This is a genomic window from Burkholderia sp. FW306-1C-G01B (assembly GCF_058781685.1).
The window spans coordinates 31,368-55,131 of the sequence record NZ_JBYSWZ010000006.1; the positions used below are offsets into that span (position 1 = coordinate 31,368).

Annotated in this window: 20 protein-coding genes and 2 riboswitches; of the genes, 8 read left to right on the plus strand and 12 right to left on the minus strand. The window is 65.6% G+C overall.

The window, feature by feature from the left end:
• Positions 1-45: 45 nt before the first annotated feature.
• From AC3WLY_RS13610 to AC3WLY_RS13635, 6 genes are all read right to left on the minus strand, one after another.
• A complete protein-coding gene (locus tag AC3WLY_RS13610; protein WP_175963040.1) occupies positions 46-960 on the minus strand; it encodes an ABC transporter ATP-binding protein in 915 nt (304 codons plus the stop codon).
• Between the two features lie 45 nt (positions 961-1,005).
• Positions 1,006-1,980 carry an ABC transporter permease gene (locus AC3WLY_RS13615; protein WP_425130890.1) on the minus strand — a complete coding sequence of 325 codons (975 nt, stop codon included), beginning with the start codon at positions 1,978-1,980 and terminating at the stop codon, positions 1,006-1,008.
• Positions 1,981-2,028: 48 nt separating this feature from the next.
• Positions 2,029-3,975, minus strand: a complete 1,947-nt coding sequence (atzF, locus tag AC3WLY_RS13620) for an allophanate hydrolase (RefSeq protein WP_492309547.1) — start codon at positions 3,973-3,975, stop codon at positions 2,029-2,031.
• Positions 3,972-7,568 (minus strand): urea carboxylase, encoded by a 3,597-nt coding sequence (gene uca / locus AC3WLY_RS13625; RefSeq protein WP_492309546.1) that lies wholly within the window; start codon positions 7,566-7,568, stop codon positions 3,972-3,974. The genes atzF and uca overlap by 4 nt, the downstream gene beginning before the upstream one ends.
• Before the next feature lie 82 nt (positions 7,569-7,650).
• Positions 7,651-8,304, minus strand: coding sequence for an urea amidolyase associated protein UAAP2 (locus AC3WLY_RS13630; protein WP_492309545.1), 654 nt, complete (start codon positions 8,302-8,304; stop codon positions 7,651-7,653).
• 11 nt (positions 8,305-8,315) lie between these two features.
• Positions 8,316-9,071, minus strand: a complete 756-nt coding sequence (locus tag AC3WLY_RS13635; RefSeq protein ID WP_131946307.1) for an urea amidolyase associated protein UAAP1 — start codon at positions 9,069-9,071, stop codon at positions 8,316-8,318.
• Between the two features lie 58 nt (positions 9,072-9,129).
• Positions 9,130-9,265: riboswitch (guanidine-I (ykkC/yxkD leader) on the minus strand.
• Between the two features lie 457 nt (positions 9,266-9,722).
• A riboswitch (guanidine-I (ykkC/yxkD leader) is annotated at positions 9,723-9,845 on the plus strand.
• A gap of 136 nt (positions 9,846-9,981) precedes the next feature.
• On the opposite strand from AC3WLY_RS13635, the gene AC3WLY_RS13640 reads away from it, so the two are divergent.
• Positions 9,982-11,013: an ABC transporter substrate-binding protein gene (locus AC3WLY_RS13640; protein ID WP_175962985.1), complete on the plus strand. Its 1,032-nt coding sequence runs from the start codon at positions 9,982-9,984 to the stop codon at positions 11,011-11,013.
• Positions 11,014-11,314: 301 nt separating this feature from the next.
• On the opposite strand, the gene AC3WLY_RS13645 is transcribed toward AC3WLY_RS13640, so the two are convergent.
• Entirely contained in the window at positions 11,315-11,503 is a 189-nt protein-coding gene (locus tag AC3WLY_RS13645) for a CsbD family protein (RefSeq protein ID WP_310136426.1), read from the minus strand.
• A 177-nt stretch (positions 11,504-11,680) separates the two neighbouring features.
• Positions 11,681-12,106 (minus strand): PRC-barrel domain-containing protein, encoded by a 426-nt coding sequence (locus tag AC3WLY_RS13650; protein ID WP_492309544.1) that lies wholly within the window; start codon positions 12,104-12,106, stop codon positions 11,681-11,683.
• A 916-nt stretch (positions 12,107-13,022) separates the two neighbouring features.
• On the opposite strand from AC3WLY_RS13650, the gene AC3WLY_RS13655 reads away from it, so the two are divergent.
• From AC3WLY_RS13655 to AC3WLY_RS13675, 5 genes are all read left to right on the plus strand, one after another.
• On the plus strand, positions 13,023-13,574 hold the full coding sequence (locus AC3WLY_RS13655; RefSeq protein ID WP_492309543.1) for a DUF1003 domain-containing protein: 552 nt from the start codon (positions 13,023-13,025) through the stop codon (positions 13,572-13,574).
• Positions 13,575-14,167: 593 nt separating this feature from the next.
• Positions 14,168-14,887: a Crp/Fnr family transcriptional regulator gene (locus AC3WLY_RS13660; RefSeq protein WP_175962989.1), complete on the plus strand. Its 720-nt coding sequence runs from the start codon at positions 14,168-14,170 to the stop codon at positions 14,885-14,887.
• A gap of 912 nt (positions 14,888-15,799) precedes the next feature.
• Positions 15,800-16,585, plus strand: coding sequence for a PRC-barrel domain-containing protein (locus tag AC3WLY_RS13665; RefSeq protein ID WP_006755498.1), 786 nt, complete (start codon positions 15,800-15,802; stop codon positions 16,583-16,585).
• A gap of 93 nt (positions 16,586-16,678) precedes the next feature.
• The gene (gene tkt / locus AC3WLY_RS13670) at positions 16,679-18,754 is read left to right on the plus strand and encodes a transketolase (RefSeq protein ID WP_492309542.1); all 2,076 of its coding nucleotides are present in this window, start codon (positions 16,679-16,681) and stop codon (positions 18,752-18,754) included.
• Positions 18,755-19,221: 467 nt separating this feature from the next.
• Positions 19,222-20,511, plus strand: a complete 1,290-nt coding sequence (locus AC3WLY_RS13675) for a cation:proton antiporter (protein ID WP_492309541.1) — start codon at positions 19,222-19,224, stop codon at positions 20,509-20,511.
• 127 nt (positions 20,512-20,638) lie between these two features.
• On the opposite strand, the gene AC3WLY_RS13680 is transcribed toward AC3WLY_RS13675, so the two are convergent.
• Positions 20,639-20,797: a DUF3309 family protein gene (locus tag AC3WLY_RS13680; protein ID WP_089448652.1), complete on the minus strand. Its 159-nt coding sequence runs from the start codon at positions 20,795-20,797 to the stop codon at positions 20,639-20,641.
• A 494-nt stretch (positions 20,798-21,291) separates the two neighbouring features.
• Here AC3WLY_RS13680 and AC3WLY_RS13685 point away from each other — a divergent pair, with 494 nt between their 5' ends.
• Positions 21,292-21,471: a hypothetical protein gene (locus AC3WLY_RS13685; protein WP_175962993.1), complete on the plus strand. Its 180-nt coding sequence runs from the start codon at positions 21,292-21,294 to the stop codon at positions 21,469-21,471.
• A gap of 302 nt (positions 21,472-21,773) precedes the next feature.
• Here AC3WLY_RS13685 and AC3WLY_RS13690 read toward each other — a convergent pair whose 3' ends face one another.
• Both AC3WLY_RS13690 and AC3WLY_RS13695 read right to left on the minus strand, forming a co-directional pair.
• Positions 21,774-21,920: a DUF3096 domain-containing protein gene (locus AC3WLY_RS13690; protein WP_072439647.1), complete on the minus strand. Its 147-nt coding sequence runs from the start codon at positions 21,918-21,920 to the stop codon at positions 21,774-21,776.
• A gap of 202 nt (positions 21,921-22,122) precedes the next feature.
• Positions 22,123-22,365, minus strand: coding sequence for a lipid-binding SYLF domain-containing protein (locus tag AC3WLY_RS13695; RefSeq protein WP_425130900.1), 243 nt, complete (start codon positions 22,363-22,365; stop codon positions 22,123-22,125).
• A gap of 271 nt (positions 22,366-22,636) precedes the next feature.
• On the opposite strand from AC3WLY_RS13695, the gene AC3WLY_RS13700 reads away from it, so the two are divergent.
• A complete protein-coding gene (locus AC3WLY_RS13700; protein WP_175962994.1) occupies positions 22,637-22,813 on the plus strand; it encodes a CsbD family protein in 177 nt (58 codons plus the stop codon).
• A gap of 113 nt (positions 22,814-22,926) precedes the next feature.
• Here the strand turns inward: AC3WLY_RS13700 and AC3WLY_RS13705 are convergent, their stop codons facing one another.
• A complete protein-coding gene (locus AC3WLY_RS13705) occupies positions 22,927-23,262 on the minus strand; it encodes a hypothetical protein (RefSeq protein WP_492309540.1) in 336 nt (111 codons plus the stop codon).
• Positions 23,263-23,764 lie beyond the last annotated feature (502 nt).

A 23,764-nucleotide genomic window follows, 5' to 3' on the forward strand; every position in this document is an offset into this window, starting at 1 on the left:
AACAGTCCGCCCCGGTGCCGTGGTCGCGCACCGGGGCGGCATTCGTCATTCGACGTTGTCCGTCACGTCCGTCATCCGGATCATGTGCGGACGCACCGCGTCTTCGTCCGACGCGTCGCCCGTCGGCTCCGGATGGATCAGCGCTTCGAGCCGCGCCTTGGTCGCGATGAATTCCGGCGTGTTGAACTGCGAATAACCGCGCGGGCGCGGCACCGGCACCTCGATCAGCTCCTGCACGTTGCCCGGATTGGCCTTCAGCACGAGAATCCGGTCCGCGAGCAAAATCGCCTCGTCGAGATCGTGCGTGATGAACAGCACCGTCACGTCGATGTTGCGCCAGATGTCGAGCAGGTGCGCCTGCATCTTCGCGCGGGTCTGCGCATCGAGCGCGCCGAACGGTTCGTCCATCAGCAGGATGCGCGGCCGGTTCGCGAGCGCGCGGGCAATCGCGACGCGCTGCTTCATGCCGCCCGACAACTGGTGCGGATACACGTCCGCGAAGCGCGTGAGCCCGACGAGGTCGAGCCACTGCAGCGCCTCGCGCTCCGCCTCGCCGCTGCTGCTGCCGTTGCGCTTCAGGCCGAACATCACGTTCTTCTTCACGGTCAGCCACGGAAACAGCGTATAGCCCTGGAACACCATCCCGCGATCGGCGCCGGGGCCCTGCACGGGCTTGCCGTCGAGCAGCACGTCGCCGCTCGTCTGGGACTCGAGCCCGGCCAGGATGCGGATCAGCGTCGACTTGCCGCAACCGGACGGCCCGATCACGCAGACGAACTCGCGCCGGTGCGTGCGGAAGCTGATGTCGTCGAGCGCGACCACTTCGCCCTGCGGCGACCGGAAGCGCTTGCCGAGATGGCGCACGTCGAGGATCACGTCGCGCGCCTTCAGGCGTGCGAAGCGTTCGCTCACGGCGTCTGACTGAAGCAGGTAGTCGGGAAGGCTGTGCGGATTCTGCATGATCGTTTCTTCCGAAAGGATGCGGTAGGTCATCGTCTTCAGCCGTCACGCCTTCAGCGTGCGGTCCCATGGAAACAGCCGGCGGCCGAGCAGCGCGAGCACGATGTCGGTCCCGAGGCCGATGATCCCGATCATCAGGATCGCTGCATAGACGTTGTCGAAATGCTGGTAGCGCGCCTGCTGGCTGATGTACCACGTGATGCCCGAACTGGTGCCGACCAGCTCGGCGACGATCAGGTAGGTCCACGCCCAGCCGAGCAGGATCCGCTGGTCGCGATACAGGTCGGGCAGGATGCCCGGCACGACGACGTGCGCGATCAGCCCCGGCTTCTTCGTACCGAGCGTCAGCGCCGCCTCGAACAGCCCGTACTCGAGCTTGCGCGTGGTGTTCGCGACGATCAGCACCTGCTGGAAGAACGTCCCGATCACGATGATCGCGATCTTCGGCGCATCGTAGATGCCGAGGATCGCCACCATCAGCGCGCCGAACGCCGGTGCGGGCAGATAGCGGAAGAACTCGAAAAACGGCTCCTGCAGCCGCGCGAGCGCGCTGAAGGTGCCGCACACGATGCCGACCGGCACGCCGATCGCCGACGAGATCACGAAGCCCCAGAAGATGATGCGGATGCTGTGCCACAGGCTTTCATGAAGCCATACGCCGTCGCGCGATGCCGGCGGCGTCGTGAACGCCGTATAGAACGCGCGCAGCACCTGATGCGGCGCGGGCAGGTACACGGGGTTCGCGCGCTCGCCTTCGGGCACGGCCGCATGCGTCGCTCGCGCATGCGCGAGTTCGTCGTCGAACACGTCGCGGTCGATCTGCATGCCGGGCTGGAAATAATCGACGCTGCCGGGGTTCGTGATGCGCACCTGCGGATGCCAGACGAACGGCACGTAGCTGAGCACGCACCAGACGGCGAGCGGCAGCAGGAAGGACGCGACGCCGAGCGTCCACTTGCCGCGGGTCGACAGCTCGCGGCGCACCGCGAGCCAGTCGGTCGTATTGCGGGTCACTGACATGGTGAATCTCCGTATCGTGTTGCTTGCCGGTCGCGGGCGACCGGGCGTTCAGCGCGGCGCGCCGTTCGCACGGTAGGCACGCCAGCCGCCGAAGCGCGTGATGTCCACGGCGCCGTCGAGCGCGGCGGGTTCGCAGAGAAAGCCCTGCACCTGCGCGCCGTCCGCGAGCGTCAGCGTGCCGATGCCGAGCGGCGCGCCGATGCCGGCGACGAAGCCGCCGTAGGCCGCGACCGGCATCTCCCAGATCTCGACCGCGATCGCCGCGCCGTCCTCCGGCACGCGCACGAGGCCGGGCTTCGCGACGCCGCCCGACACGGCCTCGCTCAGCTCGTAGAGGCGGTAGGCGGGCGCGGTGGTCGTCGCGACGACGAAGCGCGCGCCGCGCTGCGTGAGCTGCCCGTTCAGCGGCTCGCCGCGCAGATGCGCGCCGACCACGGCCACGTGCACGACGCCCGCCGGCGCGGCGAGCGGGAGCGCGATCGCACCGGAACGCTTGTCGCGCACGGCGGCATGACGTTCGTTCGCACCTGCGTTTGCATGATCGTCTGCCTCTGCATTGGCGTTGCAAGCGCCCTCGCCCGCCACGGCATCGCCGTGCTGCGCAGCGCCCCACGCGTCGGCCAGATCGAGCAGCATCGCGTCATCGTGCGCGCGGCCGACGAACGTGATGCCGAACGGCAAACCCGCATGCGGCCCGGTTTCGCAGACGCCCGCCGGCACCGCGATCGCGGACAGGTCGAGCAGGTTCACGAAGTTCGTGTAATAGCCGAAGCGCGCGTTGACGCCGATCGGATCGGCTTCCAGTTCGTCGACGGTCGCGGTCGTCGCCGACGTCGGCATCACGATCGCGTCGATATCGTCCCAGGCGCGGGCCGCGTCGACGCGCAGCGCCGCGAGCCGGTCGAACGCCGCGAACGCGTCGGCGGCGCTGAACCGCGCCGCGCCGCCGACGATCTCGCGTATCACCGGATGCAGCGCGTCGGGCTGTTCCGCGAAGAACGCGCCGATCGCGGCGCGCCGCTCGGCGACCCACGGCCCTTCGTACAGCAGCCGCGCGGTCGCGAGGAACGCGCTGAAATCGATCTCGACGATTCGTGCGCCGGTCGCCCGCAGGCGTTCGACGGCCGTCTGCCACGCGGCCCGATACGACGCGTCGCCGAAGAACTCGAGCTGATCGGCGCGCGGCATGCCGAAGCGCATGCCGGCGAGCGGCCGAGCGTGCCGCGCATGACGGCCGCTCGCATCGAGCAACGGCTGCCACGCGCGGCCGTACGGATCGCCGTCCGTCACGCCGTGCGCAACGGCGAACACCGCGCGCGCGTCGCCCGGCGCATGCGCGAACACCGACACGCAGTCGAGCGACCGGCAGGCCGGCACCACGCCGAGCGTACTCAGCACGCCCTTGGTCGGCTTGAGCCCGACGAGCCCGTGAAACGCGGCCGGCACGCGGCCCGATCCGGCCGTGTCGGTGCCGAGCGCGAACGCGGCGACGCCGAGCGCGACGGCCACGGCCGATCCCGAACTCGATCCGCCCGACGCATAACGCGGATCGAGCGCATTGCGGCACGCGCCGTACGGCGAGCGCTGCCCGGACAGCCCCGTCGCGAACTGGTCGAGATTGGTCTTGCCGATCGGGATCGCGCCGGCGGCGATCAATCGCTCGACGACCGGCGCGCTGCGCGACGGCACATACGCGTAAGCAGGACACGCCGCCGTCGTCGGGATGCCGGCCAGGTCGATGTTGTCCTTGATCGCGAACGGCACGCCATACAGCGGCAGCGCGGCGATGTCGCGTCCGGCCAGCGCATCCGCGTAGCGCGTCATTTCGTCGTGCGTCAGCGGCCGGATCCACGCATGGTGCGGATCGCCCGCGTCGAAGTGCGCGGCGATCGCGTCGACGAGCGCATGCGGCGTCAGGCTGCCGGCCTCGTACCGCGCGCGCAGCGCGGCGATCGAGCGCAGCTCGGGTAGCGGATGACGATCGAAGGGCTTCATGCGACCTCCTCGGCCGCGCCGGCCTTCATCACCATCAGCCGCTGCCCGGCGACAACCGCCGCGCCCGGCACGCAATCGACCGTCTCGATCACGCCGTCTTCCATCGCCACCACGGACACCTCCATCTTCATCGATTCGAGAATCACGACGACCTGCCCCTCGGTCACCCGCGCACCGGTTTCGACCAGCACCTTCCATACGCTGCCCGACACGTCGGCGGTAATGCCGCGCTGTGCGTCGGCGAGCGTGTCGCCGGCCGCCGCCGTACCGGCACCGGCATCGCCCTGCCCGGCTTCGCCTGCAAATTCGGCGTGGCCGGCGGCCCGCCAGCGCTCGCGCTCGTCATCGAACGCGGCCTGCTGCATCGCCTTGAACGCGGCGATCGAGTCGGCTTCGTCGCGCAGGAAGCGGTTGTACGCGCCGAGATCGAACACGGATTCCTCGATCTTCAGCCCGGCACGGCCCGCGATGAAATCCGCGCGCAGTTCGGCCAGCTCGGCTTCGCCGACCTCGTAGAAACGGATTTCGTCGAAGAACCGCAGCAGCCACGGCTTGCCGGGCTCGAATGCGCGCGTCGTCCGGTGACGGTTCCACATCTGCACCGTGCGGCCGACGAACTGATAGCCGCCGGGCCCTTCCATCCCGTACACGCACAGGTACGCGCCGCCGATGCCGACCGCGTTCTCCGGCGTCCACGTGCGCGCCGGGTTGTACTTGGTCGTCACGAGCCGGTGCCGCGGATCGAGCGGCGTCGCGACCGGCGCGCCGAGATAGACGTCGCCGAGCCCCATCACCAGATAACGCGCGTCGAACACGATGCGCTTGACGTCGTCGATGCTGTCGAGGCCGTTGATCCGGCGGATGAACTCGATATTGCTCGGGCACCACGGCGCATCCGGCCGCACCGACTGCATGTAGCGCTCGATCGCGACGCGCGTCGACGGATCGTCCCACGACAGCGGCAGATGCACGATCCGGTTCGGCACGCGCATGTCGGCGACGTCGGGCAGCTCGCGCTCGGCCGCCTGCAGATGCGCGAGCAGCGCATCGAGCGGTAGCGCGTGCGCATCGAAATGCACCTGCAGCGAACGAATGCCGGGCGTGAGGTCGAGCATGCCGGGCAGCCGGTGCGCATCGAGCCAGCACATCAGCGCATGCACGCGAAAACGCAGGTTCAGGTCGAGCACGAGCGGGCCGTATTCGATCAGCACGTTGCGGTCGCCCGAGCGCCGGTAGACGACGCCGATGCCGTTGCCGGCCGAGGGATCGCGGTACAGCACGCAGTCGTCCGGCGCAGCCGTGTTCGACCAGGAAGCCGGTGCCGACGATGCGCGCTCGGGAGCCGCGGCCACGCGCGCGAACTGCACGGTGTCGCCCGGCCGCAACTGCCCGAGCTTCCACAGCTCGTCGCGCACGACCGTCACCGGGCACACGAAGCCGCCGAGGCTCGGCCCGTCGGGCCCGAGTATCACCGGCATGTCGCCGGTGAAATCGACCGCGCCGATCGCATACGCGTTGTCGTGGATGTTCGACGGATGCAGGCCCGCCTCGCCGCCGTCCGCGCGCGCCCATTGCGGCTTCGGGCCGATCAGCCGCACGCCCGTGCGGCTCGAGTTGTAATGGACCGTCCAGCGCGTGTCGTACAGCATCGCGATGTCGTCCGCGGTGAAGAAATCCGGCGCGCCGTGCGGGCCGTCGAGCACGCCTAGCGTCCATGCGTGCATCAGCGCGGGCCGGTCGGCTTCGGCCAGCGTCTTGCCGGCTTCGCCGCGCCCCGCATCCGCATGCAGGTGCAGCACGTCGCCCTTGCGCAGCGCGCGGCCCGCGTGGCCGCCGAACTGGCCGAGCGTGAAGGTCGCCTTGCTGCCCAGATAGTCGGGCACCTGCAGCCCGCCCTTCACCGCAAGACACGCGCGCACGCCGGCGCCCGTCACGCCGCCCAGCTTCAGCACCGCGCCGGGCGCCGCGTGCAGCACCTGCCAGAACGGTGCGGATGCGCCGTCGAGCGTCGCGGCGAGCGGCGCGCCGCCGAGCACGAACAGCGTGTCGGTGTTGAAGCGCAGCGTCGCGCCGACCATCGTGAACTCGAGGCCGGCGGCGTCATGCGGATTGCCGAGCAGCGCATTCGCGAGATCGAACGCGCGGTCGTCCATCGGCCCGGACGGCGGCACGCCGACGGCCCAGTAGCCGACGCGGCCCGGCGTCTGCTGCACGGTCGTCTGCACGCCGCCGTCGAGCACGTCGATCGTGTGCGGTGCGAATGCGAAACGCGACAGGAACGCGGTCGTTTGCGCACCGCGCGCGAACGTGTCGGAACCGGCGATCGCGCGCAGGTAGTCGAGATTGGTCTCGATCCCGTACAGCTCGGTGGCGGCCAGAGCGTCGCGCAATGCCGCGAGCGCATCGCGGCGCGTGTCGCCGCGCACGATCAGTTTCGCGAGCAGCGGATCGTAATGGGCGCTGACCTCGGTGCCCGCATCGATCCACGTATCGACGCGCACCGCGTCCGGAAACGCGACATGCGTGAGCACGCCCGCGCTCGGCCGGAACTGCTGGTGCGGGTCTTCCGCATAGAGCCGCACCTGGATGCTCGCGCCGCGCGGCGCGACGGCGAGCGTATCGAGCGGCGGCAGGTCGCCTTCGGCCTGCAGGATCATCCATTCGACGAGATCGATGCCGGTCACGGCTTCCGTCACGCAATGCTCGACCTGCAGCCGCGTATTCACCTCGAGAAAATAGCAGCGGCGCTCGCGCGCATCGAACACGAACTCGACCGTGCCGGCCGACGCATAGGCGACCGCGCGCGCGAGCCGCACCGCGCTCGCGTGCAGCGCGGCGCGCTCGCCGTCGGCGAGATCCGGCGCGGGCGTTTCCTCGATCACCTTCTGGTTGCGCCGCTGCACCGAGCAGTCGCGCTCGCCGAGCGCGATCACGCCGCCGCGCCCGTCGCCGAAGATCTGCACCTCGATGTGCCGCGCGTGCTCGACGAACTTCTCGAGATAGACGCCCGCATGCGCGAAGTTCGCGCTGCCGAGCCGCACGACGGATTCGAACGCCGCCGCGAGCTGCGCGGCGTCGCGGCACAGCGACATGCCGATGCCGCCGCCGCCCGCCGTGCTCTTCAGCATCACCGGATAGCCGATCGCATCGGCTTCGGCGAGCGCCGTCGCGACATCCGCGAGCAGCCCGGTGCCCGGCAGCAGCGCGACGTCGTGCTCGCGTGCCAGTTCGCGCGCGGTGTGCTTGAGGCCGAACGCGCGCATCTGCGCGCCGCTCGGCCCGATGAATCGCAGGCCGGCGGCCTCGCATGCGTCGGCGAACTCGGCGTTCTCCGACAGAAAGCCGTAGCCGGGATGCACCGCCTGCGCACCGGTCGCGCGCGCCGCAGCGAGGATCGCGGCGACGTTCAGGTAGCTGTCGGCCGCCGGCGCGGCGCCGACGCAGACGGCTTCGTCGGCGAGCGTCACGTGGCGCGCATCGCGATCGGCTTCCGAGTAGATCGCGACCGACGCGATGCCGAGCCGCTTCAGCGTGCGGATCACGCGGCAGGCGATTTCGCCGCGGTTCGCGACGAGGACTTTTGCGAATCTCATGTTGCCTCCCGCTGGGCCGCCCCGAGGCAGGCAACCGCCCTCTTGGAGGGCAGCGAAAAACAGTAAGCGTGGGGGTCGTTCATCATGCCTCCCAGATCGTCAGCCGCACCGGCGTCGGGTTGTAGCCGTTGCACGGGTTGTTGAGCTGCGGGCAGTTCGAGATCAGCACCGTGACGTCCATCTCCGCGCGCATCTCGACATACTTGCCGGGCGCGGAAATGCCGTCCTCGAACGTCAGCCCGCCGAGCGGCGTGACCGGCACGTTCATGAAGAAATTGACGTTGCCGACGAGATCGCGCTTGGTCAGCCGCGCGCCGGCGCCGCATGCGCAGTGCGCGATCGCGTTGAGGAAGCTGTCGCGGCAGTTGTGCATGTGGCGCTTGTCGAGCGCGTAGCGCACCGTGTTGCTCTCGGCCGCGCACGCGCCGCCGAGCGTGTCGTGGCGGCCGCAGGTGTCCGCAACGATCGTCACCATCGGATTGCCGAGACTGGACAGCAGCACGCTGCCCGCGCTCAGGTACAGGTTGCGCTGCTCGCGGATCGTGTCCTGCGCGCTATAGCGCTCGTCGGGCGCATCGGTGCGATAGAACAGCGTATCGACGGCCTGGTTGCCTTCGAGATCGAGGATGCGCAGCACCTGCCCGCGCTTCACGTCGTGCAGCCACGGTTCGCCGGCGTTCAGCGTGGTGTCGTAGATCGCGTGCCGCGGGTCGAGGCGGCTTTCGATGATCGGCATGTCGGGGCTCCTTACGCGAACAGTCGGTCGGTGTTGACGAAGCCGCGCGTGTTCTCCGCGCACGCGGTGCGGCACGGATCGTCGTCCGGCGCGGCGCCGTCGGCGGGATACGCGCGGTATGCGATCAGCTTCACGGGTTTCGGCGCATAGGCCGGCTGCGGATCGAGCGGATGCGGCGCGGTCGAGAACGCGGCGAGCGTATTCATCTCGAAGCGCAGGTCGAACGCGCTGCCGGCCGGCGAGTGGCCCGCGACGAAGTCGAACGACCCATCGTCGCGCGGCGCGAGCTTGCTGAAGAAATTGACGTTCGCGACGAGATCGCGCGCGGACAGTCCGTATTTCGCGAGTTCGAGCACGAGGCTGTCGCGGCCGTTGCGGATCATCGCGTTGCGATCGGCCTGATACGACGACGGGCCGTACTTGCGCGCGAACAGCCGCGCATCGCCGATGCCGCCGAGCGGATCGTGCCAGCCGAGCGTGTCGGCCGTGATCGATGCGATCACGCGGCCCATGTCCGTATACAGCGCGTGGCCGCGCGTCAGGTGCGCGGTGTGTTGCGCCTTCAGCGTATCGGCCATGTTGTAGCGTTCGAGCGGATCTTCGTGACGATGAAACACGGCGGACAGGTTCGCGCCGCCGTCGAGATCGACGACGCGCAGCGCGAGGCCGCGGCGCAGGATGCCGGACCAGTGGGTTCCGGCGGGAACGACCGTTTCCCACACGACGTGCGGCAACGGGGCAAGCGGGGCTTGGGGGCTCGGCGACATGGCGGCTCCTCGGATCGGTTGGACAAAAGGCGTGAGAGGGCGACCGAACGACATCGCGACCTCCCGGGCTTTTGTCCCTCCGTGGAGCCTCGCCGGATCCTCGCAACAAGGCAGGCGGCAAGACCGGATTGCTCTCGGACCAGGCATCGCACGGCGTGTGACGCCGCGCGACCGGAACCCTAGCGATCCTGAAGATGATGCAAATTGCTTCGCACCTCTCGGACGGTGAATAAGCGAGTTGCATGCCAGCGCGTGCATCCGGGCACGCGCGGCCCCGTTCGACGGGGCATGGGAGGGCGAACGGCACGCCATGCACGCGCATCGACCCGCCCTCCCGTTGGGCAGCGTGCGCACCACTCGAACGCGGCCGGCACCAGCGCGGGGCAGCGATACGCACGCGCACCGCGTGCGATCGCAATGGCACGGCCATTGCTGAATACGCACACCGTCACTCTGTCCACCGATCGCTCATGAACAAACTCGACCTGCTTCGGCGCGCGCTGGCCGCGCTCTTCTCCGCGCGTTTCATCGAACTGCAGCGTGCCGCGCGCGGTCGCTGAGCGGCGCGTTTCCGACACGCGTCAGCCGCCGGTTCACACCGCTGGCATGCTTCTCGCTCGCTCCGATGCCGAGAGGTGCGGCGGTGTCGCATCTTAGGGATGCTAGGGTTCCGGTTCGTCGAACGTCTGGTCCGAGAGCAGCCCGGCGTCGGTGCGTACGGTCGTCGGACCGCGCGCGCATGGCGCTACACGGCGGGACAAAAGCCCGGGAGATTGGCGATGGCGACGGCCGTCGCGCCTCTCCGTGGCCGGTCGTTCGTCCCGCATCCGCAGGAACCGGTCACGCGGCCGGATCGCGCATGGGCGCGACCCGTGCCGACGATCCCGATCCCGGTCTCCTGGAGAAAACGATGACCCGCCTCGCCTCGCCGTTCCGCCGCCTGCTGTCCTCCCGGCACCTCCGTTCCGTCCGCCATGCGCTCGCCGCCGTCGCCGTCACGACGTCGCTGTTCGCCGCGCCCGCCGCGCATGCGGCCCCGCCGCTGAAAATCGGCTACAGCGACTGGCCCGGCTGGGTCGCGTTCCAGGTCGCGCTCGACAAGGGCTGGTTCAAGGAAGCCGGCGTCGACGTCGATTTCGAATGGTTCGATTACTCGGCGTCGCTCGACGCGTTCTCCGCCGGCAAGCTCGACGCGGTCGCGGTCACCAACGGCGATGCGCTCGTCACGGGCGCATCCGGCGCGAAGAACGTGATGATCCTGCTCACCGACTATTCGGCGGGCAACGACATGATCATCGCGAAGCCGCCGCTGCGGACCGTCGAAGGCCTGAAGGGCAGGAAGGTCGGCGTCGAGCTCGGGCTCGTCGATCACCTGCTGCTCGAAACCGCGCTGCAGAAGCACGGGCTGAAGGACGGCGACGTCACGCTCGTCAACGCGAAGACCAACGAACTGCCGCAGGTGCTCGGCGCGTCGTCCGACATCGCGGCGGTCGCGGCGTGGCAGCCGAATGCCGGCGAGGCGCTGAAACGCGCGCCGGGTGCGCGCGCGATCTTCACGTCGGCGGATGCGCCGGGGCTGATCTACGACGCGATCACGGTGACGCCGACCAGCCTCGCCGCGCGCCGGGCCGACTGGGCGAAGGTCGTCAAGGTCTGGTATCGCTGCGTGGCCTACATCAACGATCCGAAGACGCAGGCCGACGCGGTGAAGATCATGTCTGCCCGCGTGGGCCTCACGCCGGCGCAATATCTGCCGCTGCTGAAGGGCACGCACCTGCTCGATGCCGCGGCAGCGAAGCAGGCGTTCCACAAGGGCGACGGCCTCGATTCGATCTACGGATCGACCCGCAACGCGAATGCATTCAACGTGCGCAACGCGGTCTACAAGCAGTCGCAGGATATCGACGCGTATATCGACCCGCGTCTCGTCGAATCGCACTGACGGCGGCGGGCGGGGGGCCGCCCGGAACGATGTCGTTTGTCGATATCGAGCGGCAGCCGCCGGGGTTCGAAAGATGTCGAGGATCCCGGCGGAAGCATGAAGGCGGTGTTCATGCTTGAAAGTGGCTTCCGGCTGAATGACGACACGCTTGTCGCGACGATTCAACGCCCAATGCTTGCGCGTCGACAACGGATTCACCGGATTGAATATCTGCGATACGGGTAACGATGGACACCGGCAAGTGCGCCGCGATCGGATGCCGCACCATCGCGGCATCCCTCTGTCGAGACTGACGCGGAGATCAATGCCCCTTCTTCGCCTGCTTCTTGACCGCTTCCTTGGCGTCACCGTATTTCTTCTGTACTTCGCCGGCTACCTGCTGGGCATCGCCTTTGATTTCCTGCTTCACGTTACCCGTGGCCCGGCCAATCACCTCGTTGACCTTGCCCTTTGCCTTTTTCGCGACACCCTTGACTTGATCCTTGTTCATGATGAATGCTCCGGTCACACCTGCTGGCTGGATAACCTGCCGCCCGTCGAGATCAGCGCGTTGACCGATGCACGCGATACGGCAGAATCTGAAAAAGCAGCAATCGCTCACCGCATTCCGCAGTCACGCTGACGCGTGCATGGCGGAAAACCGGCCGAGCCTCCTGCTGACGTGTCACTACATCGGCGGCGTGTTACCCAAATGAAGCGTGCCGCCCCATTGCGAATCCGCCATCGCAGGCCAATGGTCCTTGTCGAATCCGGAGGCGCTCTTCATCCGCTCTTCCGTTGCGTCGAGCCGGAAGCATTTCTCGTCGGTATCCAGGGTGAACGCTCCCCAAGGCACGGCAAAAAGTTTGTCGCCCATCCCGAGAAAGCCGCCACACGACAGCACGACGTACGCAATCCGGCCGCTGCATACGTCCAGCATGATGTCGATAACCTTTCCGATCTCCTTGCCATCGGACGATAGAACCTTGTCGCCAGTCAGCGTGGTGGCCGCCATGACGTTGGGGCCGGCCCCGCCTGTGCTGGTTGCGTGACCGATGATCCGGGCGCCGCTGCTATTGCTCGGCGGCTGATTGCCGGGAGAAACGAGTGTCATGACCTGCTCCTGCGTTCATTGCGAGAAATGCCGGCGAGCGTCGCCGGCCAACGTGACGGTGCGAAGCGCGCGCCGATCCGGCTCTGTTCCGGGCAAGCGCGCCGCGCGCTTCGCCTGCAATCGCCCGCCGTCATGCGGGCCGAAAGACATGCTCGATTCGAGTGTTTCGTGCTGGCATGCGCGCTCGTTGACGCGACATGCGTTCCAATCAGGCCAACTCACGCTACGCGCGACCAGCCGGGAAGTCGGTACGCTGCCGTACCCATGAGGGAACGGGTGTGAGGCGGGTCGCATCGCGTCGCCAGTGTGCCCTCGGCACGACTCACGGCTCGATTTGAATCGCGGTCAGGCCGTCGCCGCGCTGACGAAAAGGGGGGACCTTCCGAAGCCGGGTACGGCACCGTACCGACTTCGATCCAGACTGCGAACATCGTATGCCGTACGCTCGAAGTGCCTGTTTTAGCGCGTTCGATACGCACCGGTCCGAAAGCACCACCAGAATGGACGATATCGCGGGCATTAGCCGTCATGTTCGATTTCAAGGAATCGCGCCCCGCGAGACCACCACCGGCATCAGTGGGATCACGGCAATCGGCAGGCTTATCGACATCCGGGCAATGACTATCGTCGCGGCGACTACTACGACAATCAGGACTATGTGTATGCGCCACCACCCGTGGTCTATGCCCCTCAGTCGACGCCAGGCATCAACCTGTTCATACCGCTTCAGTTCCGATAGGGTGCGAGATCGCACGGGGCTTTGTCCGCTGGGTCGGATGGCAACGAAACCGGGAGAGGCCGCTGTTCGGGCTGTTTCGGTTTCTTTGCTTCGCGATTGTTGCGCAACCAGCCTTTTGTCATGGCCTTACCGAGGTTCTATTCTGTTCCGATTGTGCGACCGCGCGCGGAGGGCAACATGCATAAACCTGCGGAGCTTGCCGAAAAATTCTTTGGCATACCCTATGAATCATTGGACGAGCGCGCGAAGAATGTTGCACGTCTCATCTCGGAACGAAAGCACATAGCGAGAGACGCCACGAAAGAGCTGGATGCAACGGCGACGCGCGGCCAGCGCGCAGCAGATGCCGTTGCCGCCTTCGGCGGGTCGTGGATATTCATCACGTGCTTCATGGTCGTCATGGTCGTCTGGGTCAGCCTGAATTCGCTGATTCTGGCAACGTACAGCAAAGCCTTTGATCCTTACCCGTATATCTTGCTCAACCTGTTTCTCTCGATGCTGGCAGCTATCCAGGCACCCATTATCCTGATGGCGCAGAACCGGCAGTCATACAAGGATCGGGTCTCTGCCGAGCACGACTACGAAATCAATCTGAAGGCCGAACTCGAAATCATGTTGCTCCATGAAAAGCTGGACGGGTTGCGCGAGGAGCAATGGAATGAATTGCTGAACATGCAGAAGGAACAGATGGCGGCGCTGAAGAACCTGCTCGAGTCTGGCAGGACGTAAGCAACGGGGCATCAGGGTCGCCAGCTTCGCGAAACGACGCGATCGAATCACGACGACACGTGCCGGAAGGACGCTGACCGGCCATTTTCAAGTGATGACCGTAGCCGACTTACCATCCTTCCCGTTGCCCCGGCCTATGCGCCCCCTGGTCATCGGGATGCCAGGAACGATTCATGTGATCGCGGGACGTGTCGCCTCGATTCCATCCGCTTTCGTGACCACCGCCATACGCGCCGCCATACCGCCGTTTCGTGCTTCGCTGGATCGACCGGAGACGAATGACGGAATCATTCACCACTGATGTGAACCACGTCGATGTTCGTCAATAGCGCCGTGAAATATCGGCTCCGTATCGAGCGCGCGTGATTGCGCACACCTTGATGAGACATGTGCCGGCACTATAATTTTTGAAGGGTGATTCGCATTCGAACGGTCATTCCGAACTCGGCTGGAAAAAGGGGCATATTGCCGTCACCATCCCGTCCGGTCGTCGGATCGGTAAGGTATGATGGTTGACCCTCTCGCCGATTCCCGCTGCGCCCACATCGGCCGGATTCTCCATCGTCAGCCGAGCGCAAGCGTAGGAGCCATGCATGCAGGACAACCCGCCCCTTACCGAAAATCACCTGCTTGCCGCGCTGCCGGAAAACGAACGCGCGCACGTCGCTGCGCACCTGACGCTCGTCGAGATGCCGCTGGGAAAAGTGCTGTACGAGTCGGGCGGCCAGCTTCATCACGTCTATTTTCCGACCACGTCGATCGTTTCCCTGCTTTATGTGATGGAGGACGGCTCGTCCGCTGAAATCGCGATCGTCGGGCATGAAGGCATGATCGGCGTATCGCTGTTCATGGGCGGCGAGACGACACCGAGTCGGGCCGTCGTGCAAAGCGCGGGGCATGCCTACCGGCTCGACGCGAGCATCCTGAAAGAGGAATTCCGACGCGGCAACGCGATGCAGCGCCTGTTGTTGCGCTATACCCAGGCGCTGATCACGCAGATGGCTCAAACCGCGGTGTGCAACCGGCATCACTCGATCGATCAGCAACTGTGCCGCTGGCTGCTGCTCAGCCTCGACCGCCTGCCTTCGAACCAGCTGCGCATGACGCAGGAGTTGATCGCCAACATGCTGGGCGTGCGCCGATCGGGCGTGACGGAAGCGGCATTGAAGCTGCAGGACGCGGGCCTCATCCGCTACAACTACGGCCATATCGAGGTGCTGGACCGGCCGGGGCTCGAAAAACGCGTGTGCGAATGCTACAGCGTGGTCAAACTTGAATTCGATCGCCTGCTTCCCGATCTGAAGCGGCTCTAGCCGCTACCGCGCCGCGCAATTTGCGTTAACGGTGCTTGATGTGCGACGACTTCCGGTGATGCTTTCGGTGGGCCGGTCTGGAAATCATCCTGGTGACACCGCCGATCGACGGCGGATCGCTGGCGGGGAACGTCCCCTCCACCGCGTCGTCGACATTGCGCTCGCTCTTGCCGCCGTTCGTATGCTGCTCTCGATACCTGCTGCGCATAACCGCCTCCATGGAGCTGATGATCGGACCGGGCCGGCCCGGATTCGACTGTCCGGCGTGTGTACGGCACGCCAGCGTGTAAGGCCGTCGGTCACGACCAGCATAGACCCGATCCGGACACCCCGCCGGGCACGAGCGTGATTCGCCGCAAAACGCCGGACATCGCGCGACGAGCCCGCCGATGACGTCGAAATCAAGGTCGGGACCAGGGCAATCACGCGCGCATGACGCATCAGGGCGGTCGCCACTACGACCATCACCAGTATGGAAGCAAACGGCTATTGCGGTGGCGAGGAGGATGCCTATGGCGCGCCTCCGATGGTGTACGCACCGGTGCCGGACCTGTCGCTGTTCATACCACTGCGACTGCGTCGAGGCGCGAACCGAATCCGGCCGCCCCGTTTACCCGGCAGCCCGTCGACAGGGGCGATCCACACTGCTTCGCGATCCTGATGACGATGCTCGGGAGGATGTCTCGCGACATGCCGGGAGGGAGCCGCCCGATCGCCCCCTTGCGCGCTTTGTACGGTTTCGTACCGCATCGGCCGTTCGTCGCGTGTAGCGTCTCAAACATGCCGGCCATCCGAGGGGACGCGATCGGCAGGAATCGTTCCGCATCGGCGGACGAACGGCTGGATGCCACCGCACGGCAGGCATGTCAGCAGAATCACCGACGTGCCGGGCATGGATCTGGCGAGGACATCATGTTGCGAAGCATCCGCAGGTTGCATGGAGACACGGTTCGAGCGAAGGACGGCGATATCGGGCGCATCCATCAGGCTTACTTCGACGACGACAACTGGTGCATCCGTTACCTCGTCGTCGAGACGGGGGACTGGCTGCACGACAGGCAGGTACTGATCTCGCCGTATTCCGTCACGCATGCCGATCCCGAAACGCGCACGCTATACGTCAGCCTCACGCAACAGCAGGTGAGGGACAGCCCGAATCTGGACACGCACAAGCCGGTATCGCGCCAGCACGAGATCGAGTACCTGCGTTACTACAACTACCCGACTTACTGGGGCGGCCCGAACCTTTGGGGGATGGGCGCTTACCCGGCTTTCGATCCCGCGGGGCCGTCGCAGGATCCTGAAGCAGGCGACCCGCTTTTCTCGCACACCGCGCCGGCCAGCGCACCGGCGGATACGCATCTGCGCAGCACCGGCGAGGTCGACGGATATCGGCTCGAAGCCACGGACGGCCATATCGGTCACGTGTCCGACTTCATTTACGACGATCAAGCGTGGGTGATCCGCTATCTGGCGATCGACACGTCGAGCTGGTGGTCGACCGGCAAGGAAGTGCTGATCGCGACTCACTGGCTCGACCAGGTGGACTGGTCGACGAAAACGGTATCGACCACGCTCGCGCGCGATGCAATCCGCCGGAGCCCTCTATACGACGACTCGCAGCTCGTTCATCGAAGCTACGAAATCGAGTTGCATGAGTTCTACGGCAAGCACGGATATTGGAACGGAGACCGATAACGGAGACCGATAACGCAGCCCCGCGCAATCGGCAGCCAACGCAACCCGATCCCGTGCGGGATATGGCGTGACCGGACGCCAAGGAGCATCCGCATGACCTCAATCTGTTTCCCGTCGACCGAAGATTCGACACTCGATGCGCTCTGTGTCAATACGCTGCGCTTCCTGTCGATCGATGCCGTGCAGAAAGCGGCGAGCGGCCATCCGGGCTTGCCGCTCGGCGCCGCGCCGATGGCCTACGCGTTATGGACGCGCCATCTCAAGCATCACCCCGCCAATCCGGCATGGCTCGATCGCGATCGCTTCATCCTGTCGGCCGGACATGGTTCGATGCTGCTGTACAGCCTGCTTCACCTGACTGGCTACGATCTGGCACTCGACCAGATCGAGCGCTTCCGACAATCGGGCAGCCTCACGCCCGGTCATCCGGAGCGCGGCCTCACGCCGGGTGTCGAGACGACGACCGGCCCGCTCGGCCAGGGCTTCGCCAACGCCGTCGGCATGGCGATAGCGGAAGCGCAGCTCGCCGCGCGCTACAACCGTCCCGGCTTCGAGATCGTGGATCACCACACCTATGCACTCGTCAGCGATGGCGACCTGATGGAAGGCGTCGCAGCGGAGGCGGCATCGCTTGCCGGCCATCTCCAGCTCGGCAAGCTGATCTGCCTGTACGACGACAATCGAGTCACGCTGTCCGCCGGCACCGCGATCACCTTTACCGAAGATCGCGCGCGACGGTTCGACGCCTACGGATGGCATACCGAAACGGTCGACGACGGCAACGACCTGGCCGCCATCGACGCGGCGCTGGTCAATGCACGTGCCGAGCAGTTGCGTCCATCGTTGATCCTCGTGCGCACGCATCTCGGCTATGGCTCGCCCAACCGGCAAGACACGTACCAGGCACACGGATCGCCGCTCGGCGACGCCGAGGTGCGCCTGACCAAGCATAACCTCGGCTGGCCGCCCGACCCCGCGTTTCATATCCCCGCACCGGCGCTCGCGCATTTTCGTCGCGCGCTGACGGAGGGACGAGTACGGGAAGAGCACTGGAACGCGCGGTTCGCAGCCTATGCGCGCGCGTTTCCCGAGCTGGCGGAGATGCTGCTGAATACGGCGCGCGGCAAGCTGCCCGACAGGTGGGACCGCGATATCCCGGTCTTTCCGGCCGATCCGAAAGGCATGGCGACGCGAGTCGCATCCGGCAAGGTGCTGAATGCCCTCGCCTCCCGCGTACCTTCGCTGGTCGGCGGATCCGCCGATCTGAATCCATCCACCTTCACCGCACTGACCGGGCTCGGCGATTTCGAGGCCGCCGGCATGAACGCGCTTGACCGGCAGGGCTCCGAAGGCGGCGGCTGGAGCCGCAGCGGCCGCAATCTGCATTTCGGCGCGCGCGAGCATGCGATGGGCGCGATCCTGAACGGCCTGGCGACCCACGGCGGCATCCTGCCGTTCGGCGCGACCTTCCTGATCTTTTCCGACTACATGCGTCCGCCGATCCGGCTTGCCGCGTTGATGCGCCTGCAGGTGATCTATGTGTTCACGCACGACAGCCTCGCGGTCGGCGAGGACGGTGCGACGCATCAGCCGGTAGAGCAGCTCGCCGGCCTGCGCGCAATCCCGGGCCTGCTGGTGATTCGACCGGCGGATGCCAACGAGACAGCCGTCGCGTGGCGTGTGGCGCTCGAAGCCCGCGAGCGGCCGACCGCGCTGGTCCTGACTCGCCAGGACGTGCCGACCATCGATCGCCTCCGGTTCGCGCCGGCCGAAGGCTTGCAGCGCGGCGGCTACGTGCTGGCCGATGCCCCCGATGGACGCCCCACGCTGATCCTGATCGCGACGGGCTCGGAAGTCGGGCTCGCGCTGGCGGCGCACGCCGAGCTGCTCGCGCGCGGCGTGGCGGTTCGGGTCGTGTCGCTGCCCTGCTGGAGATTATTCGACGCTCAGCCGCAGCCGTATCAGGATGCCGTGCTGCCGCCGTCGGTCGGTGCGCGGCTGGCGATCGAAGCGGGCGTGTCGCAGGGCTGGCACCGCTATGTCGGCGATCGTGGCGACGTGCTCGGCGTCGCATGCTTCGGTGCGTCGTCCCCGGGCACCGAGCTGATGCGCGATTTCGGCTTCACCGTCGAGAACGTCTGCGACCGCGCGCTGAAACTGCACGCGTGATCCGCGGGCGGCCGGTGCGCATATCAGGCGCTCGGGCCGCCGCCGGCACGGCGCATACCGGCTTCGAGCACCGCGTCGACCATCGACTGCGCATCGGACACGATGCGCGCCATGTGATCCTCTCCGGCGAATCCCGGCGTGCCGTCGAGTAATCCGCCGACGAACCACTTGAACCCGACAGGCACATCGTGGACTTCGCGATCGCGCGCGCGGGCCACTTCGACCGATGTGCAGACAGATAATCGACGAGCACCGCGAGACAGTGATTTTTTTCGGCTCGCGGCGAACGTGATGCGACCGACGTATCGCCATCCCGTGACGCCCCTCGCCGACCGCCGCCGGTACGCGCCACCCTGCCAGGGACGATCGGCGCGATACTAGGCGATGAGTGCAGGGGCGTCGACGCCACATGGCGACCTGCGCTCGACGCGCGGCGAGCGCGACGTTATCCATGCAAGGGATTCAACGTGACCGAAACCATCGGATGCCTCATCTTCGGAGCCCTGCTGATTTTCATGGGACTCATCGGATCGTCGCTCGAGCGCCTGCCGCTTAGCGCGGCCATGGTGTATCTCGGGATCGGCTTTCTGATCGGACCGGCCGGTACCGGTTTCCTGTCGATGACATTGCCGGACGACGTCACGCGCTTGCGCATCGCCGCCGAAATCGGCTTGCTGATCTCGCTGTTCGCGATCGGCCTGAAGCTGCGTGTCCCGCCCGCCGATCCCCGCTGGATGCTGCCGCTGCGGCTTGGCGTCGTCGCGATGATCTTCACCGTCGCGTCGATCGCCGCGCTCGGCGTGCTGGTGTTGCATTTGAGTCTCGGCGTCGCGGTACTGCTGGGCGCGATGATCGCGCCGACGGACCCGGTACTTGCTCATGACGTCGGCGTGCGCGACGCGGGCGATGTCGAGCTGGTGCGTTTTTCGTTGTCCGGCGAAGGCGGGATCAATGACGGCACGGCCTACCCGTGCGCGGTGCTCGGCCTGCTTTTGTGCGGCTCCGGCACGACGTCGGCGCTTCACTGGAGCATGGTCGGCGGCATTGCATGGGGCATCGCATCCGGCGTGGGCACCGGCTGGCTGTTCGGCTTCGCCACCGCCCGGCTCGTCGCATTCCTGCGCAGCCGTCACGGACAGGCGCTCGGCTTCGAAGGGTTCTTCGCGCTGGGCCTGATCATGCTGTCGTACGGCGTGACGCTCGCCATTCATGGCTACGGGTTCCTGGCCGTATTCGCCGCGGGCGTCGCGATGCGGCGCGTCGAGCATCGAACGAGCGGCCGGAAGACGCCGAAGGAGACGGTCGGCGTCGTGGACAGCGAGGATGTCGAGGCCACCGCCACCGATCCCGACAAAGCCCATGCGTTCGTCGCGGAATCGGTCATGGGATTCACGATCGAGCTGGAACACATCGCCGAAGCCGTGCTGATCCTGCTGATCGGCGCGCTCGTCTCCCGCTATTGGGCCGATATGCTCACCTGGACGGGCGCGGCCGTGGTCGCGACACTGCTGTTCGTCATCCGGCCGGCCGCCATCCAGCTCGCGCTGATCGGGTCCCGCGCGTCGCACCGCCAGCGCCGGTTGATCAGCTGGTTCGGCATTCGCGGCGTGGGCTCCCTGTATTACCTGATGCTCGCGCTCGAGCAAGGGCCGCGCGCGGAACTGTTGCCGCTGGTTCCGTGGGTACTGGCCATCATCGCCGTGTCGATCGTGCTGCACGGCATTTCAGCGGCGCCGCTCATGCGTCGTTATGCGTGAGATCCATCGCGGGCGCAGTGGCACGATGCGTGCCTCGGTCGAACGGTTTGGCGCGATGCCACCCCCGACACGCAAGGTGCCGGGCGGCCGTCTTTCCATGAACCTGCAGCATCGATGATGTCCCGCGTCACAGCCTGCCCAGCAGCATCAGGATGAGCAACACGACCAATACCAAGCCCAGTAATCCGCTTGGTCCATAACCCCAGCCGTTGCTGTAGCGCCAGGTCGGGATCACCCCGACCATCAACAGCACGACAACGATCAGTAGAAGAAGTCCCAATGACATGTTGTCTCTCCTCAATCAATCCGGCCGGCCATGTCGCGATGCGTCCGCACCGATGGCCGCCGAATGCAATCGAACCGATGTTTCCGTCGATACGCTCCCGTGCGCTCACGCCTCGACGCGCGCACGCGCCGTTCGTCGCCTGTCGCGTCGAATTGGCGGTTCCGCATCTCGAATGCCGGAGTAGCCGGGACGTCAGTCGTCCTGCTCCTTCATGCAGGACGCGTGCTCGATGCACCCGGTTCGGAACGTGCATCGGCTCTTTCGATATCAAGGTAGACGGACGCGGGCGTGGAGTCTGTCCGGCAACGTACCGGACGCACGCGGGCCCTCGCGGACATCGCCGCACATCACCTGCCTGCCGATCTGGAGTGACGCCAACCGCCACTGCACGGCATCGTACCGACTTCCCCCTTTCGCTCGCCCATTCTGTGTCGGCACGCATTCGCGGCAGTGGTCGATATCGATACGCAGTACGCTCCAGATCAGGAGGATCTATGAAACATCATTCAGGCACAACACTTGATCAACGCGATCAGGCTACTTGGCAAAAGCAACGGGAAGATCTCGCCCGCGCCGACATCGAACGGTCCGAAAAGCGCATCCGCGACGCCGCCGGCATCAACTCCAATGCGAGCAAGTGGCGTTATTCGCGTCCCGACAATCGGGCGAGATAAGCGGCGCGCGGCGCAACGCGCCTCACGGCCTCCACGAGGCCAGGCCGGCGTTCAGCCGCCATATCGCGAACGGTGCGTGGCCAGTGGGCTAGCTCGTCACGTTGTGCAGCACGTTGCCGCCCGCCACAATCGCCGACGACCACGAGAACGGGGTTACCTGGAACATTGCCGCAGATATGCGACGGACTCCGCGGCAAAATAGGACGAACAGCACCGCGCCACCGATCGACCTGTCAACGGGCCGATGATCGCGGGTGCTGCGTGAAATGTTCGCCACCCTGCTTTTTCGTGAGGATCCCGGTTCAGTGGAGATGTCCTCCGAACAGCCCGAGCAACCCGATGACGATCAGGTAGATCGCAACGATGTAATTCAACAGACGCGGCACCACCAGAATCAGAATGCCGGCAATCAGCGAAACCAGCGGGCCCGCGCTCGTGAGAATGTTCATACGCCCTCCGCAAGATTGAAAACAACACACGAATACAAAACCGCCCGGCCTCCGCCGCTGATTACGGCGACCTGAGCCGGGTGACCTTCGTGCCTTCGAGCGTCACGCCGGCCATTCACCCGTTGTGCGTCAGCCCGATCGAACCGGTCGTGGTGCTGTCTTACCCTACGGTACTGCCGCCGACGCGCAGCGAGCCTTCACCCTACCGGCCGCCGACGAAAAGACCGGCCGCGATGACTGATGGGAATACCAGCACGTTGCGTGCCTTGCCGGCGAGTTCGCACGAGTCTTTGGCTGTCGTGTAAAGGCGAGCAAGGGTCGATGCGACGCCTGCATCAATGGTGCGACGTTCGTCGATCTGGTGGCCACGGGCGTCGGATGCGTCGCCGGTCAGACCGATAGCCAGGAACGATCCCGGCGTACATCCCATAGAAATATTCGTCACACCATGATTCGCCCCAGGTGGTTCGTGAATACCCTGATGCCGTACATGGGCGAATACGGGACGAAAGCGTCCCAAGCGTGTAAAAAAGACAATATGTACAACCCATCTTCGCGGCGATTCGCGTACGGCATCGTACCGACTTCCGTCACGATGGCGCGCAGTGTGTCTTCGGGCACCCTGATTTTCCGGCGCTAAAGCGCCCGATACGAAGCTTCGATGGTTCCGGGTTTCGTACCGGTGAAACAGGCGACCAATGTCAAGGAGCAGTGTCATGAACAGGGATCAGGTGAGAGGCCGCATCGCGGAAGCAAAAGGCAAACTGAGGGAAGTGGTCGGCAAGGTCATCGGAAATCGAGTGACCAGAATGCAGGGCAAGGTCCAGCAGGTCGTCGGAAAGACACAAGCGTCGTTCGGCGACGCGAAAGAGCAATTCAAGAAGCGGCCGTAGGGTATTCGCGCGAACCGCTCCGAAGCGCCGCGCGATCGAGCAAGGTGCCGCGGACTCGCCGGGTGTTGATGGCGCACGTACGCGTCCGGCGAGATCCGTTTCCCAGCCGACCGTCACGATCCTTCATTGGGTCGGGTGTCGTCGCCGTGCGCGGCGGCAAGTGGTTTGTGCTGCTCTGCTCCCACGCCGGGAAAGAACGCATCCCACGCATCCCGGACACCTTTCGCTGCGGTCGCATCCGCGGCAATCGTCTCCTGGTCGGCCGACTTGGCCGGATCGGAGCGCAAGCCTCGCCAATGCGTAAAGGTGAGCACCGGCTTTTCCGCCCATTCGCCGGCGCCAAACTTCGCAAATGCCGTGTCTCCGCTCACCAGTCGCACCTCATACCATCCGTCGCGAACAGGCGCATATCGGTTCAGCGTAAACCATCGTGTAGATTGGATTTTCATCATTGCCTCCATTGCCTCACTTGTCCATGGAGCGTTGTACGCGACAAAACTCCCGTCTCGTCCGGTCGACGCGTGCGCGCTTCTTAATAATCGGCGCACCGATTCAGCCACAGCCGGCCTGCGGCCGTCATATTGATCGAACCGCCGGTGCGCGACTCGTATGCGAGCCCGTGATTCAACAGTTCATTGGCTATGGCGCGTGGTATATCGGCTTGGGAATCCGGAATTCGATCAAGCGATTTGAGGGTCTCGACGACCTCGGGTGAAAGTGGGATGCACATGGCGGCCTCCTCGGTATCGAGTTCATCCTGAACCGGACGACACGCGCGGGTCTGTACGGTATCGACTATTTGGAAGTCTCACTCTTCAGAAACCGCATTGCAGCCGGGCCATTTTCCCGCATCGAAAATATGATTCGGTATCCGATGTTTTGATTGCGTAGCCGGTATCGGACGCGCACACTACAGATACATGCCCGTCTTTTTCGAAGCATCGGCGCCCT

Bases quoted from the DNA above. Each gene is read 5' to 3' on its own strand.
- AC3WLY_RS13680 (WP_089448652.1), bottom strand. From the start codon at position 20,797: ATGTCATTGGGACTTCTTCTACTGATCGTTGTCGTGCTGTTGATGGTC.
- atzF (WP_492309547.1), bottom strand. From the start codon at position 3,975: ATGAAGCCCTTCGATCGTCATCCGCTACCCGAGCTGCGCTCGATCGCC.
- AC3WLY_RS13665 (WP_006755498.1), top strand. From the start codon at position 15,800: ATGTTGCGAAGCATCCGCAGGTTGCATGGAGACACGGTTCGAGCGAAG.
- AC3WLY_RS13655 (WP_492309543.1), top strand. From the start codon at position 13,023: ATGCATAAACCTGCGGAGCTTGCCGAAAAATTCTTTGGCATACCCTAT.
- AC3WLY_RS13610 (WP_175963040.1), bottom strand. From the start codon at position 960: ATGCAGAATCCGCACAGCCTTCCCGACTACCTGCTTCAGTCAGACGCC.
- AC3WLY_RS13650 (WP_492309544.1), bottom strand. From the start codon at position 12,106: ATGACACTCGTTTCTCCCGGCAATCAGCCGCCGAGCAATAGCAGCGGC.
- AC3WLY_RS13630 (WP_492309545.1), bottom strand. From the start codon at position 8,304: ATGCCGATCATCGAAAGCCGCCTCGACCCGCGGCACGCGATCTACGAC.
- AC3WLY_RS13660 (WP_175962989.1), top strand. From the start codon at position 14,168: ATGCAGGACAACCCGCCCCTTACCGAAAATCACCTGCTTGCCGCGCTG.
- AC3WLY_RS13685 (WP_175962993.1), top strand. From the start codon at position 21,292: ATGAAACATCATTCAGGCACAACACTTGATCAACGCGATCAGGCTACT.
- uca (WP_492309546.1), bottom strand. From the start codon at position 7,568: ATGAGATTCGCAAAAGTCCTCGTCGCGAACCGCGGCGAAATCGCCTGC.
- AC3WLY_RS13645 (WP_310136426.1), bottom strand. From the start codon at position 11,503: ATGAACAAGGATCAAGTCAAGGGTGTCGCGAAAAAGGCAAAGGGCAAG.
- AC3WLY_RS13640 (WP_175962985.1), top strand. From the start codon at position 9,982: ATGACCCGCCTCGCCTCGCCGTTCCGCCGCCTGCTGTCCTCCCGGCAC.
- AC3WLY_RS13635 (WP_131946307.1), bottom strand. From the start codon at position 9,071: ATGTCGCCGAGCCCCCAAGCCCCGCTTGCCCCGTTGCCGCACGTCGTG.
- AC3WLY_RS13690 (WP_072439647.1), bottom strand. From the start codon at position 21,920: ATGAACATTCTCACGAGCGCGGGCCCGCTGGTTTCGCTGATTGCCGGC.
- AC3WLY_RS13700 (WP_175962994.1), top strand. From the start codon at position 22,637: ATGAACAGGGATCAGGTGAGAGGCCGCATCGCGGAAGCAAAAGGCAAA.
- tkt (WP_492309542.1), top strand. From the start codon at position 16,679: ATGACCTCAATCTGTTTCCCGTCGACCGAAGATTCGACACTCGATGCG.
- AC3WLY_RS13615 (WP_425130890.1), bottom strand. From the start codon at position 1,980: ATGTCAGTGACCCGCAATACGACCGACTGGCTCGCGGTGCGCCGCGAG.
- AC3WLY_RS13705 (WP_492309540.1), bottom strand. From the start codon at position 23,262: ATGAAAATCCAATCTACACGATGGTTTACGCTGAACCGATATGCGCCT.